The sequence below is a fragment of the Halomonas sp. SS10-MC5 genome (assembly GCF_015992245.1).
GTDB lineage: Bacteria > Pseudomonadota > Gammaproteobacteria > Pseudomonadales > Halomonadaceae > Halomonas > Halomonas sulfidoxydans.
Genome location: NZ_CP065435.1, coordinates 4,402,021 through 4,415,653, shown reverse-complemented (window position 1 = coordinate 4,415,653; position 13,633 = coordinate 4,402,021). Strand labels below are relative to the sequence as shown.

The following is a 13,633-nucleotide window of genomic DNA, read 5'->3' as shown; positions in this document are numbered from 1 at the left end:
GACGCCCCCTGACCGGAGAACCCCAGTGGACGTCACCTTCCAATTCGACTGGGAGGCGGCCTTCGCCTCCATCCCCTTCCTGCTCAAGGGAATCCCCTATACCCTGCTGATCTCCTTCGGCGGGCTGGCCATCGGTTTCCTCATCGGCATCCTGTTCGGCCTGCTGCGCATCAGTCCCCTCGTCTGGCTGCGGCTGCCGGCGATCGCCTACATCGAGATCTTCCGCGGCACCCCGGTGCTGGTGCAGGTACTGTTCATCTTCTACGGCCTGCCGCAGCTCCTCGGCGGCCCCATCAACGCCCTGGTGGCGGGCATCGCCGCCATCGCGGTCAACTCCGGCGCCTACATCTCGGAAATCGTGCGTGGCGGCGTGCAGTCGATCGAGCGCGGCCAGCGCGAGGCCAGCCTCTCCCTGGGACTGTCGCGCAGCCAGGCCTTCCGCTACGTGATCTGGCCCCAGGCCTTTCGCCGCATGATCCCGCCGCTCGGCAACCAGGGCATCATCAGCATCAAGGACACCTCGTTGTTCTCGGTGATCGGCGTCGGCGAGCTGGTGCGCCAGGGCCAGGTCTACATCGCCACCACCTTCAATGCCCTCGAAGTCTACCTGATGGTCGCCCTCCTCTATCTGGCGATAACCCTGAGCCTGTCATTCGCACTGCGCCTGCTCGAGCGCAAGGGCCTGGTCGGACAATAAGGAGCGCGACATGAACCGAGACACTTCCCACGCCGCGGCCCAGCCCATCGTGCGCATGGAGCGGGTCAACAAGCATTTCGGCGAGCTGCACGTGCTCAAGGACATCGACCTGACGGTCGCCCCCGGCGAGGTGGTGGTGGTGATCGGCGCCAGTGGTTCGGGCAAGTCCACCCTGATTCGCTGCATCAACGGCCTCGAGGAGTTCCAGGCCGGCCACATCGAGGTCGATGGCAACGAGCTGCTGCCCGACGGCAAGAGCAGCCGTGCGCTGCAGAGGATCCGCACCGAGGTCGGCATGGTGTTCCAGCAGTTCAACCTGTTTCCCCATCTACGGGTGCTCGACAACGTCACCCTGGCGCCGATGAAGGTGCGCGGCTGGAGCCGCGCCGACGCGATCGAGACCGCCGAGCGTCTGCTCACGCGCGTGGGCATCGCCAACCAGGCGGGCAAGTACCCCGGCCAGCTCTCCGGCGGGCAGCAGCAGCGCGTCGCCCTGGCCCGGGCGCTGGCCATGGAGCCGCGCCTGATGCTGTTCGACGAACCCACCTCGGCGCTCGATCCGGAGATGATCGGCGAGGTCCTCGACGCCATGCGCGAGCTGGCCCGGGAAGGCATGACCATGATCATCGTCACCCACGAGATGGGCTTCGCCCGCGAGGTCGCCGATCGCGTCGTCTTCATCGATCGCGGTGAGATCGTCGAGCAGGCAGCACCGGACACGCTTTTCGACGCTCCACGGCACGAGCGCACCCAGAGCTTCCTGTCCCGGGTACTCAAGCACTGAGACCCAAAAAGTCGCCTCATCTCCACTCCGGCAGGCCCTGTCGCACTCGACAGGGCTTTTTTTTGGCCTGTGGATAAGAATTTTTTCCTCATCCTCGATTTGCCGCTCCAGGCAGCATGGTTGTCGACTTCCTGGCCGTCTCACGCGGCTGTTCACAGTCGCGGTGACAAGCCGGGTAGCCGGCGGTGGAAAAAGGGTGTAGCGTCCGCCCTGTGGAAAAGCGCCGCGGTCATCCACAGGCTCACCACCGGCCGCCCTCAGCTCGTCACCCTTTTCTCACCGCAAGAGTCAACAGCGCAAGCAGATGATACCAAAGGATTAATTCCGCTTATCCACGGTTTTTGTCCACACCAGTAGTCACAACCACTACAGAACTTCTCTCTTTTAATCATTCTGTATTGATTAGTGAGCTGCTCCACTCGGTACTGACCAACGTGATGTGGAAAACCCCTGACGCTTACCCACAGGCGGTTTATACTGGCAGGCTGTTTTTCACCCCCTTTGGCAATATCCGCACGCACGTGCAACGAGGTGTACCTTGGAGTATCCCGACCGCTTTGACGTCATCGTCATCGGCGGCGGCCATGCGGGAACCGAAGCCGCCCTGGCCTCCGCCCGCATGGGCTGTCAGACCCTGCTGTTGACCCACAACATCGAGACTCTCGGCCAGATGTCGTGCAATCCCGCCATCGGCGGGATCGGCAAGAGCCACCTGGTCAAGGAGATCGATGCACTGGGCGGCGCCATGGGCCTGGCCACCGATCTCGCCGGTATCCAGTTCCGCGTGCTCAACGCCCGCAAGGGCCCGGCCGTGCGCGCCACCCGCGCCCAGGCCGACCGCGTGCGCTACAAGGCCGCCATCCGCGGCATGCTGGAGAACCAGCCGAACCTGACGATCTTCCAGCAGGCGGCGGGCGACCTGCTGGTGGAAAACGACACGGTGCGCGGGGTGGTCACCGAGACCGGCATTCGCTTCCGGGCCGAGACGGTGGTGCTGTGTACCGGCACCTTCCTCGGCGGCGTGATCCATATTGGCCTGGATCAGAGCCGCGGTGGCCGCGCCGGCGACCCGCCCTCCAATGCCCTGGCGCAGCGCCTGCGCGCGCTGCCGTTCCGGGTCGACCGGCTCAAGACCGGCACCCCGCCACGGCTGGACGCCAAGAGCGTGAATTTCGCCGTGCTCGAGGAGCAGCCGGGCGACACCCCGACGCCGGTGATGTCCTACCTGGGTCGTCGCGACATGCATCCGCGCCAGGTGAGCTGCCACATCGCTCACACCAATGAGCGCAGCCACGAGATCATCTTCGCCAACCTCGACCGTTCGCCGATGTATTCGGGCGTGATCGAGGGCGTCGGCCCGCGTTACTGCCCGTCGATCGAGGACAAGGTGCACCGCTTCGCCGACAAGGCGAGCCACCAAATCTTCATCGAGCCGGAAGGGCTCGATACCCACGAGCTCTACCCCAACGGCATCTCCACCTCGCTGCCCTTCGACGTGCAGCTCGCGGTGGTGCGCTCGATCAAGGGACTCGAAAACGCTCACATCACCCGGCCCGGCTACGCCATCGAGTACGACTTCTTCGATCCCCGCGATCTCAGGCACTCGCTGGAAACCAAATTTATCCACAACCTGTTCTTCGCCGGGCAGATCAACGGCACCACCGGCTACGAGGAGGCCGGCGCCCAGGGGCTGCTCGCCGGGCTCAATGCCGCGCGCCGTGCCAAGGGGCTAGAGGCCTGGTGGCCGCGCCGCGACGAGGCCTACCTCGGCGTGCTGGTCGACGACCTGATCACCCTGGGCACCAGGGAGCCCTACCGCATGTTCACCTCGCGCGCCGAGTACCGGCTGCTGCTGCGCGAGGACAACGCCGACCTGCGCCTCACCGAGGCCGGTCGCGAGCTGGGCCTGGTGGACGAGTCGCGCTGGGTCGCGTTCAGCGCCAAGCGCGAGGCGATCGAGCGCGAGCGCGCCCGGCTCAAGGCCAGCTGGGTGCAGCCCGGCACGGCGGCGGCGGCGGCCATCGAAGCGAAGACCGGCAAGCCGCTAGCCCGCGAGTACAGCCTGCTCGACCTGCTCAAGCGGCCCGAGCTCGGCTATGGCGACGTGGCGCACCTCACCGGCGAGCCCGTCGGCGACGAGGCGGTGGCCGAACAGGTCCAGATCCAGGCCAAGTACCAGGGCTACATCGACCGCCAGCAGGACGAGATCGACAAGCTCAAGCGCCACGAGGCCACCCCGCTGCCGGCCGATCTCGATTACGCCCAGGTCGAGGGCCTCTCCCACGAGATTCGCCAGAAGCTCGCCGAGGCTCGCCCCGAAACCCTGGCCCAGGCCTCGCGGATCTCCGGCGTGACCCCGGCGGCGGTATCGATCCTGCTGATTCATCTGAAGAAGCGCCGTCTGCTTGACGACACACGGGTGGCCAACGGATGAGCGATGCCATCACGCTTCAGGTGGAATCGCGTCTCGACGAAGGGTTGGCCGCACTGGGCATCGGCATCGACGGGGAACAGCGCGAACGGCTGCTGCGTCTGGTCGAGCTGTTGCACAAGTGGAACCGCGCCTATAACCTCACCGCGATACGCTCACCGGAAGAGATGGTGGCCAGGCACCTGCTCGACAGCGCGGCGGTACTACCTTTCGTCGGCGAGGCGCCGCTGCTCGACGTGGGGGCCGGGCCGGGCCTGCCGGGACTGGTGCTGGCGATCCTGCAGCCGCGCTTGGCGGTCACGCTGCTCGACAGCAACGGCAAGAAGGTGCGCTTCCAGCGCCAGGCGGTGATGGAGCTCGGGCTTGGCAACGTCACGCCGGTGCAGGCGCGGGTCGAGGCCTTCGAGCCGCCGGCGGGCGGCTATGCCCAGGTGATCTCACGGGCGTTCGCCAGCCTGGCCGATTTCGTCACGTTGACCGACCCGCTGCTGGCGGAAGGCGGACGCTGGCTGGCCATGAAGGGGCCGGCCGCCGCCGAGGAATTGTCCGCCCTGGCTGCCGGGCTGATCGTGCGCGAGCGACACCGGCTCGAGGTGCCGTTCACCGCGGGGGAGCGTCAGCTGCTGATCGTCGAGCGAACCGATTCCAACCCAGGCCGCCCGTGAGCGTGCCTTCGACGCAAGGAAGTCGCCCGTGACCCAAATCATCGCCTTGACCAACCAGAAGGGCGGCGTGGGCAAGACCACCACCGCCGTCAACCTGGCCGCCAGCCTGGCAGCGCTGGATCGCCGCGTGCTGCTGGTCGACCTCGATCCCCAGGGCCATGCCACCATGGGCAGCGGCGTCGACAAGCATTCGCTCGAGGGCAGCGTGCTCGACCTGCTGCTGGGCGAGAAGAGCGCGCCCGAGGTGATGTTGGATTGCCCCACCGCCGGCTACTCGTTGCTGCCCGGAAACGGCGACCTCACCGCCGCCGAGGTGGAGCTGCTCGACCGCGCCGAAGGGCGCGAGCGCAGCCTGACCGAGGCGCTGGGCAGCGTCGCCGGCGAGTACGACGTGGTGTTGATCGACTGCCCACCCTCGCTCAACATGCTCACCGTCAACGCCCTGACCGCCGCCGACGGCGTGCTGATCCCGCTGCAGTGCGAGTTCTACGCCCTGGAAGGGCTCTCGGCGCTGCTCGACACCGTCGAGCAGATCAAGGACAGCGTGAACCCGGACCTGGCGATCTATGGCATCCTGCGTACCATGTTCGACGGCCGCAACAGCCTGACCCGGGACGTCAGCAAGCAACTGCGCGACTACTTCGGCGAGGCGCTGCTCAAGACCACGATTCCGCGCAACGTGCGCGTGGCCGAGGCGCCGAGCCACGGCCTGCCGGTGACCAAGTACGCGCGCTTCTCACGCGGCAGCCAGGCCCATCGGGTGCTGGCCAAGGAACTGATTCGTCGCCTGTCGCTGTAGGCGCCGAGCGAGAGACCTGTCATGACCGATTTTCGTGATGAGGGAAAGCTGATGACGCGTAAACGCGCCCTGGGCCGAGGCCTGGATGCCCTGATCGGTGCCGGCGCCCGTCGCCGCGAGAATCTCGAGCTGCCCGAGGTGGAGGTCCATCCCGACGAGACGGGCGGACCCGCCGCCGCCGCGCCTGCCGCCGAGGAGCGGCTCGAGCGCCTGCCGCTGGGCCAGCTCTCGCGCGGCAAGTACCAGCCGCGGCGTGACATCCAGCCCGAGGCGCTGGAGGAACTCGCCGACTCGATCCGCGCCCAGGGCGTGATGCAGCCCATCGTGGTGCGGCCCACCGGCGAGGCCCGCTACGAGATCATCGCCGGCGAGCGCCGTTGGCGCGCCGCCCAGCTGGCCGAGCTCGACACCATTCCGGCGGTGATCCGCGAGGTCAGCGACGAAGTCGCCCTGGCCCTGGCGCTGATCGAGAACATCCAGCGCGAGAACCTCAACCCGGTGGAAGAGGCGATGGCGCTCAAGCGGCTGCTCGACGAGTTCGAGCTCACCCAGCAGCAGGTCGCCGACGCGGTGGGCAAGTCGCGCGCCCAGGTGGCCAACCTGCTGCGCCTGCTGGCGCTCGACCCCGAGGTGCAGACCCTGCTCGAGCGCGGCGACCTGGACATGGGCCATGCCCGCGCCCTGCTTGCCCTGTCCGGGGCCAAGCAGCGCCGCGCGGCTCATGAGGTGGTCAACAAGGATCTCACCGTGCGCGATACCGAGGCGCTGGTGAAGCGCCTGGCCCAGGGCGAGGTGAAGAAGGCCGCCGGCACGGCCGAGAGCCCCGACGTGGTGCGTCTGGAGACCAAGCTCGGCGAGCTGCTGGGCGCCCCCGTCAAGATCCAGCACGGCCGCGGCGGCAAGGGCAGGCTGACGATACGCTACTCCAGCCTGGACGAACTCGACGGCATTCTCGAGCACATCCACTGACGCCGCGAAGCGTGTTGACAATCATTGCTTCTTTGGTCGCAAAGCTGCACCATTCGCGGGCGAAAAGCGCCGAGTCTGGTTGAACCAGCCAAGGGGCTTCCCTATAATCCGCCGTTGTTTGCCTGGGCTACCCGCCAGGTTCTGATGGCCCGCATGCCCTGTCACGGCGGGGTAGGACTGTCGACAGATGCACAGACACCCCAGTCGCAGGCGCGAGCGCATCGATACCACCCGTCTGCTCGGGTGGCAGGCCGCAGCGGCCATGTCCGTGATGGCCATCGGCGCATTGATAGCGGGAAGCGAAGGCGCGCTGTCGGCGCTGATGGGGGGGCTGGTGGGCCTGATTCCCTCCCTCTACTTCGCCTGGCGCATCGGCTCGGTACGCGGAGGCAGGCAGGCGGGTCGTTTCGTCTCGAACCTGTACCGGGCCGAGGCAGGAAAGTTCGGTTTGACGGTGGCGCTGATGGCCGCGGTATTCGCGGCAGTGCCCCCCTCAAACCCGATTTTCTTCTTTGTCGCATACGTGGCGGTCCTGTTCACGCATTGGCTCGCGCCTTGGTTCAAGCGTGATCGGCCGACTCCTGAATCGAGGTAACGACAGCATGGCAGTAGGTAACGAAGTCACGGCAGCGTCCTATATCCAGCACCACCTCCAGAACCTGACCTTCGGGCGCCATCCCGAGAACGGCTGGTCGCTCGCCCACTCCGCCGAAGAGGCCCGCGAGATGGGCTTCTGGGCCATCCACCTGGATACCATGGGCTGGTCCATCGCCATGGGTCTGCTGTTCATCTGGCTGTTCCGCAAGGCCGGCAAGATTGCCACTACCGGCGTGCCCGGCGGGCTGCAGAACGCGGTCGAGATGGTCATCGAATTCATCGAGGGCCTGGTGCGCTCGGCGTTCCACGGCAAGAACCCCATCATCGCGCCGCTGGCGCTGACGCTGTTCGTGTGGATCCTGCTCATGAACACGCTCAAGATCATCCCGGTCGACTACTTCCCGGAGCTGTTCGCACGCCTCGGCGTCGACTACATGAAGATCGTGCCCACCACCGACGTCAACGCCACGCTGGGCATGGCGCTGGGTGTGTTCCTGCTGATCCTCTACTACAGCTTCAAGGTCAAGGGCGCCGGCGGCTTCGCCCGCGAACTCTCGCTGACGCCGTTCAACCACTGGCTGCTGATCCCGTTCAACCTGGTCCTCGAGGTGGTGAGCCTGGTCGTCAAGCCCTTCAGCCTGGCGATGCGACTGTTCGGCAACATGTTCGCCGGCGAGGTCATCTTCATCCTGATCGCCCTGCTGCCGTTCTGGGCCATCTGGCTGCTCGACGTGCCGTGGGCCATCTTCCACATCCTGGTGGTCACCCTTCAGGCCTTCATCTTCACCATGCTCACCGTGGTCTACCTCAGCGCCGCGCACGAGCACCACTGAGAACGAGCAACTTGCAGTTCACCAACCCTCAACCCCTTGAAAGTCAACTTGAAAACTAGGAGCACATCATGGATTACATCTACCTCGCCGCCTCCCTCATGATCGGTCTGGGCGCTCTGGGTACCGGTATCGGCTTCGCCCTGCTGGGCGGCAAGCTGCTCGAGTCCACCGCTCGCCAGCCTGAGCTTGGCGACCAGCTGCAGACCAAGACCTTCCTGATGGCCGGCCTGCTCGACGCCGTGCCGATGATCGGCGTGGGTATCGCGATGTACCTGATCTTCGTCGTCGCCGGTTAACGACGCTGCCGAGCGCTGAAGCGCTCGGTTTGCTCGTTTCCGGTCGCCACGAACCCGTCAGAGGTACATACCCGTGAATATCAACATGACGCTTATCGGACAAACGATCGCCTTCGCGATTTTTGTCTGGTTCTGTATCAAGTATGTGTGGCCGCCGATCAGCACCGCGCTTCACGAGCGCCAGAAGCGGATTGCCGAGGGTCTCGATGCGGCCAGCCGGGCGTCACGTGACCTCGAGCTCGCCCAGGAGCAGGCATCTCAGACGCTGCGCGAGAGCAAGGAGCAGGCTTCGCAGATTCTCGAGCAGGCCAACAAGCGTTCGGCGCAGATGGTCGAGGAAGCCCGCGAGCAGGCCCGTGCCGAAGGCGAGCGTCTGATCGCCAGCGCGCGTGCCGAGATCGACCAGGAAGTCCAGCGGGCCAAGGACGAGCTGCGGGCCCAGGTCTCCAGCCTCGCCGTGGTGGGTGCCGAGCGTGTCCTGGAAGCCTCCGTCGACGAGAAGGCGCATCGCAAGCTGCTCGACAAGCTTGCCGCCGAACTGTGAGGAGGTGATCCATGGCGGAACTTTCCACCGTCGCGCGACCCTACGCCAGAGCGGCGTTCGAGCACGCACGCGATCACCAGGCGCTGGACGACTGGTCCGAGTGGCTCGGCAAGCTGGGCCAGGCCGTCGCCGTACGCGACGTGCAGAAGCTGTTGTCCAGCCCGCGCCTCGCGCCCGAGCGCAAGGTGGCCATGCTCATCGAGCTGACCGAGGTCACGCTCGACGACTCGGCCAAGGCCTTCCTCGACGTGCTGGGCGAGAAGGGCCGGCTGGCGGCGCTTCCCGCGATCGCCGAGCGCTTCGCGTATCTGCGCGCCGAGCATGATCAGCGCGTCGAGGTCACCGTCGTCTCGGCCTACGCGCTCGACGACAAGCAGCAGAACAAGCTCGCCGGCGCGCTCAAGAAGCGGCTGAATCGCGAAATCTCCATTACCACTCAGGTGGATCCGAAGCTTATCGGGGGCGTCATCCTGCGCGCCGGCGACACCGTCATCGACGGGTCGGTGCGCGGTCGATTGAACCGCCTCTCCGAAGCTCTTACCGCTTGAGTCCGAGGGACATGGCATGCAGCAACTGAATCCTTCCGAGATCAGCGACATCATCAAGCAGCGTATCGAAAAGCTGGATGTCGCATCCGAAGCCCGTAACCAGGGCACCATCGTCAGTGTCTCCGACGGCATCGTGCGTATTCACGGCCTCGAAGACGCGATGTTCGGCGAGATGATCGAATTCCCCGGCGGCATCTACGGCATGGTGCTCAACCTCGAGCGCGACTCCGTGGGCGCGGTGGTGCTGGGCGACTACCTCCAGCTCGAAGAGGGCATGACCGCCAGCTGTACCGGTCGCATCCTCGAGGTGCCGGTGGGCCCCGAGCTGGTCGGCCGCGTGGTCGACCCGCTGGGCAACCCCATCGACGGCAAGGGCGAAGTGGGCGCCAAGCTGACCGACGCGGTGGAAAAGGTCGCCCCGGGCGTCATCACCCGTCAGTCGGTGGACCAGCCGATCCAGACCGGCCTCAAGGCGATCGACGCCATGGTGCCGATCGGCCGCGGCCAGCGCGAGCTGATCATCGGCGACCGCCAGATCGGCAAGTCGGCGATCGCTGTCGACACCATCATCAACCAGAAGGGCAAGGGCGTCATCTGCGTCTACGTGGCAATCGGTCAGAAGCAGTCGACCATCGCCAACGTGGTGCGCAAGCTCGAGGAGCACGGCGCGATGGAGCACACCATCGTGGTCGCCTCCGGCGCCGCCGACCCGGCCCCGATGCAGTTCCTGGCACCCTACGCCGGCTGCACCATGGGCGAGTACTTCCGCGACCGCGGCCAGGACGCCCTGATCGTCTACGACGACCTGACCAAGCAGGCCTGGGCCTACCGCCAGGTGTCGCTGCTGCTGCGCCGTCCGCCGGGCCGTGAAGCCTATCCGGGCGACGTCTTCTATCTCCACTCGCGTCTGCTCGAGCGTGCCGCTCGCGTCAACGCCGACTACGTCGAGAAGTTCACCAACGGCGAAGTGACCGGCAAGACCGGCTCGCTGACCGCGCTGCCGATCATCGAGACCCAGGGCGGTGACGTCTCCGCGTTCGTTCCGACCAACGTGATCTCGATCACCGACGGCCAGATCTTCCTCGAGACCGACCAGTTCAACGCAGGCATCCGTCCGGCCATCAACGCCGGTCTGTCGGTATCCCGCGTGGGGGGGGCGGCGCAGACCAAGATCATCAAGAAGCTCGGCGGCGGCGTGCGTCTGGCACTCGCCCAGTACCGCGAGCTGGCGGCCTTCTCCCAGTTCGCCTCCGACCTGGACGAAGCCACCCGCAAGCAGCTGGAGCACGGTCAGCGCGTCACCGAGCTGATGAAGCAGAAGCAGTATTCGCCGCTGTCGGTGGCCGAGATGGGGGTATCGCTGTACGCCGCCAACGAAGGCTTCCTGGATGACGTCGACGTCAGCAAGGTGCTGGACTTCGAGCGTGCGCTGCACGACTACATGAGGTCCGAGCATGCCGAGCTGCTCGACAAGATCAACCAGACCGGCGACTACAACGACGAGATCCAGCAAGGGCTGAAGCAGGGTCTCGAGCAGTTCAAGGCCACTCAGAGCTGGTAAATCCGCCGGCCCGCCCGCGAGGGCGGGCCATGGACATCTTCTGAGGGCCACGAACGAGGTAGATCGCTATGGCAGCTGCAAAAGAGATACGCACCCAGATCGGGAGCATCAAGAATACGCAGAAGATCACCAGCGCCATGGAAATGGTCGCTGCGTCGAAGATGCGTAAAGCGCAAGATCTGATGAAGGCCAGCCAGCCTTATGCCCGGCAGATCCGCAACGTGGCCAGCCATCTGGCCGACGCCAACCCCGAGTACAAGCACGACTACCTGGTCGAGCGCGACGAGGTGAAGCGGGTCGGCTACATCGTGGTGTCCACCGACCGCGGCCTGTGCGGCGGCTTGAACGTCAACCTGTTCAAGGCCGTGGTGAAGAGCGCCGTGGCGTGGCGCAAGGAGGGCGCGGAGCTCGACTTCTGCGCCTTGGGCAGCAAGGCCGGCGGCTTCTTCCGCAACTACGGCGGCAACCTGGTCGCGGCCAAGAGCGGCCTGGGCGAATCGCCCGAGATGAGGGACCTGATCGGCAGCGTCAAGGTGATGTTGGACGCCTACGACGAGGGGCGTATCGACCGCCTCTTCGTGGTGTACAACGAGTTCGTCAACACCATGACGCAAAGGCCGGTGGTTCGTCAGTTGCTGCCGCTCGCTCCCGACATGGGAACCGATGCGGACGACGAGGACAACAAGCGTCCCGGTAGCTGGGACTACCTGTATGAGCCGGATGCCAAGGCGCTGTTGGATAGCCTGCTGGTTCGTTTCATCGAATCCCAGGTGTATCAGGCGGTGGTCGAGAACGGGGCCTGCGAGCAGGCGGCCCGGATGATCGCCATGAAGAACGCCACCGACAACGCCGGCAGCCTCATCGACGATCTGGAGATGGTCTACAACAAGGCCCGTCAGGCCGCCATCACCCAGGAGATTTCCGAGATCGTCGGCGGCGCCGCTGCCGTATAGCGCCTCGGAAGCGCTGCGGGCGCTTCCCGGCACACAGGTTTCATTTGCAGGTTTTTGAGAGGATCGCAAGATGAGCGGACGTATCGTACAAATCATCGGCGCGGTGATTGACGTCGAGTTTCCGCGGGACAGCGTGCCCAAGGTCTACGACGCGCTCAACGTCGCCAACTCCGAGACCGTGCTCGAAGTCCAGCAGCAGCTGGGCGACGGCGTGGTGCGCACCATCGCCATGGGCTCCACCGAGGGTCTGAAGCGTGGCCTGGAAGTCTCCAGCACCGGCGCTCCGATCTCCGTGCCGGTAGGCAAGGAGACCCTGGGCCGCATCATGGACGTGCTGGGCCGCCCGATCGACGAGGCCGGCGACATCGGTGAGCAGGAGCGCATGCCCATTCACCGTCCCGCCCCCACCTATGCCGAGCAGGCGGCGTCCAACGAGCTGCTCGAGACCGGCATCAAGGTCATCGACCTGGTCTGCCCGTTCGCCAAGGGCGGCAAGGTCGGCCTGTTCGGCGGCGCCGGCGTGGGCAAGACCGTCAACATGATGGAGCTGATCCGCAACATAGCCATCGAGCACAGCGGTTACTCCGTGTTCGCCGGCGTGGGTGAGCGGACCCGCGAAGGTAACGACTTCTACCACGAGATGACCGAGTCGAACGTTATCGACAAGGTATCGCTGGTCTACGGTCAGATGAACGAGCCGCCGGGCAACCGTCTGCGCGTGGCCCTGACCGGCCTCACCATCGCCGAGAAGTTCCGCGATGAAGGCCGTGACGTGCTGCTGTTCGTCGACAACATCTATCGCTACACCCTGGCCGGTACCGAGGTATCCGCCCTGCTGGGCCGTATGCCCTCCGCGGTGGGCTACCAGCCGACCCTGGCCGAGGAGATGGGTGTTCTGCAGGAGCGTATCACCTCCACCAAGGTGGGCTCGATCACCTCGGTGCAGGCGGTCTACGTTCCTGCGGACGACCTGACCGACCCGTCGCCGGCCACCACCTTCGCCCACCTGGACGCCACCGTGGTACTGGCGCGTTCGATCGCCGAACTGGGTATCTACCCGGCCATCGATCCGCTGGATTCCACCTCGCGCCAGCTCGACCCGCTGGTCGTCGGCGAGGAGCACTACGACACCGCCCGCCGCGTGCAGGGCGTGCTGCAGCGCTACAAGGAGCTCAAGGACATCATCGCGATCCTGGGCATGGACGAACTGTCCGACGAGGACAAGCAGACCGTGGCCCGCGCGCGCAAGATCCAGCGCTTCCTGTCGCAGCCGTTCTTCGTCGCCGAAGTCTTTACCGGCTCGCCGGGCAAGTACGTGCCGTTGAAGGAGACCATTCGCGGTTTCCAGGGCATCCTCGACGGCGAGTACGACAATCTGCCGGAGCAGGCCTTCTACATGGTGGGCAGCATCGACGAAGCCGTCGAGAAAGCCAACCAGATGAAGTAATCCCGTCCACTGGGGGACTTCGCTATGGCGAAAAGCTTCACATGCAACATCGTCAGCGCCGAGGCCTCGATCTTCTCCGGTGAGATCGAGCAGATCGTGGCTTCGGGCATCATGGGCGACCTGGGCATCCTGCCCGGGCACGCGCCGCTGCTGACCGAGCTGCAGCCGGGCCCCATCCGTGTGATCCACGACGGGGGCCAGGAGGAGAACTACTACGTGTCGGGTGGCTTCCTCGAAGTGCAACCGGACGTGGTGACCGTGCTGGCCGACTCGGCCGCACGGGCCAGCGACCTCGACGAGGCCGCTGCCGAGGAGGCCCGCCAGCATGCGCTGCGTGCCTTCAACGAGAAGTCGGCGGAGATGGACTACACCCGTGCTGCCGCCGAGCTCGCGGAAGCCGTGGCCCAGCTGCGCACGATCCAGCAACTGCGCAAGAAGGGCGGCAAGGGCTGATTTCCGCCCGGCTGCCACGAAGCGCCCCCCGAACACCGTTCGGGGGGCGTTTTCGT

At 65.6% G+C, this 13,633-nt stretch carries 15 protein-coding genes; all 15 read left to right on the top strand.

Annotation, left to right across the window (positions count from 1 at the left end):
* The first annotated feature begins 25 nt into the window (after nt 1-25).
* The gene (locus I4484_RS20670) at nt 26-697 is read left to right on the top strand and encodes an amino acid ABC transporter permease (protein WP_197449017.1); all 672 of its coding nucleotides are present in this window, start codon (nt 26-28) and stop codon (nt 695-697) included.
* A 10-nt stretch (nt 698-707) separates the two neighbouring features.
* Nucleotides 708-1,481 carry an amino acid ABC transporter ATP-binding protein gene (locus tag I4484_RS20665; RefSeq protein ID WP_267956612.1) on the top strand — a complete coding sequence of 258 codons (774 nt, stop codon included), beginning with the start codon at nt 708-710 and terminating at the stop codon, nt 1,479-1,481.
* Nucleotides 1,482-2,019: 538 nt separating this feature from the next.
* Nucleotides 2,020-3,915 (top strand): tRNA uridine-5-carboxymethylaminomethyl(34) synthesis enzyme MnmG, encoded by a 1,896-nt coding sequence (gene mnmG, locus I4484_RS20660; protein ID WP_197449016.1) that lies wholly within the window; start codon nt 2,020-2,022, stop codon nt 3,913-3,915.
* Nucleotides 3,912-4,577 carry a 16S rRNA (guanine(527)-N(7))-methyltransferase RsmG gene (gene rsmG, locus I4484_RS20655; protein ID WP_197449015.1) on the top strand — a complete coding sequence of 222 codons (666 nt, stop codon included), beginning with the start codon at nt 3,912-3,914 and terminating at the stop codon, nt 4,575-4,577. Before mnmG ends, rsmG begins: the two co-directional genes overlap by 4 nt.
* Nucleotides 4,578-4,605: 28 nt before the next feature.
* Nucleotides 4,606-5,376: a ParA family protein gene (locus I4484_RS20650; protein ID WP_197449014.1), complete on the top strand. Its 771-nt coding sequence runs from the start codon at nt 4,606-4,608 to the stop codon at nt 5,374-5,376.
* A 51-nt stretch (nt 5,377-5,427) separates the two neighbouring features.
* Complete coding sequence (locus tag I4484_RS20645; RefSeq protein WP_197451142.1) at nt 5,428-6,345, top strand: ParB/RepB/Spo0J family partition protein; 918 nt, start codon at nt 5,428-5,430, stop codon at nt 6,343-6,345.
* Nucleotides 6,346-6,532: 187 nt separating this feature from the next.
* Entirely contained in the window at nt 6,533-6,940 is a 408-nt protein-coding gene (locus I4484_RS20640) for an ATP synthase subunit I (RefSeq protein WP_197449013.1), read from the top strand.
* A 7-nt stretch (nt 6,941-6,947) separates the two neighbouring features.
* Entirely contained in the window at nt 6,948-7,775 is an 828-nt protein-coding gene (gene atpB, locus I4484_RS20635; RefSeq protein ID WP_197449012.1) for a F0F1 ATP synthase subunit A, read from the top strand.
* Nucleotides 7,776-7,843: 68 nt separating this feature from the next.
* Nucleotides 7,844-8,071: a F0F1 ATP synthase subunit C gene (gene atpE, locus I4484_RS20630; protein ID WP_104203122.1), complete on the top strand. Its 228-nt coding sequence runs from the start codon at nt 7,844-7,846 to the stop codon at nt 8,069-8,071.
* Between the two features lie 73 nt (nt 8,072-8,144).
* Complete coding sequence (locus tag I4484_RS20625) at nt 8,145-8,615, top strand: F0F1 ATP synthase subunit B (RefSeq protein WP_197449011.1); 471 nt, start codon at nt 8,145-8,147, stop codon at nt 8,613-8,615.
* 11 nt (nt 8,616-8,626) lie between these two features.
* The gene (locus I4484_RS20620) at nt 8,627-9,163 is read left to right on the top strand and encodes a F0F1 ATP synthase subunit delta (RefSeq protein WP_197449010.1); all 537 of its coding nucleotides are present in this window, start codon (nt 8,627-8,629) and stop codon (nt 9,161-9,163) included.
* Nucleotides 9,164-9,179: 16 nt separating this feature from the next.
* On the top strand, nt 9,180-10,724 hold the full coding sequence (gene atpA / locus I4484_RS20615) for a F0F1 ATP synthase subunit alpha (protein ID WP_197449009.1): 1,545 nt from the start codon (nt 9,180-9,182) through the stop codon (nt 10,722-10,724).
* Between the two features lie 68 nt (nt 10,725-10,792).
* The gene (gene atpG / locus I4484_RS20610; RefSeq protein WP_197449008.1) at nt 10,793-11,677 is read left to right on the top strand and encodes a F0F1 ATP synthase subunit gamma; all 885 of its coding nucleotides are present in this window, start codon (nt 10,793-10,795) and stop codon (nt 11,675-11,677) included.
* Between the two features lie 70 nt (nt 11,678-11,747).
* Complete coding sequence (atpD, locus tag I4484_RS20605; protein ID WP_197449007.1) at nt 11,748-13,124, top strand: F0F1 ATP synthase subunit beta; 1,377 nt, start codon at nt 11,748-11,750, stop codon at nt 13,122-13,124.
* Between the two features lie 24 nt (nt 13,125-13,148).
* A complete protein-coding gene (locus I4484_RS20600) occupies nt 13,149-13,577 on the top strand; it encodes a F0F1 ATP synthase subunit epsilon (protein ID WP_197449006.1) in 429 nt (142 codons plus the stop codon).
* The last annotated feature ends 56 nt before the right edge of the window (nt 13,578-13,633 follow it).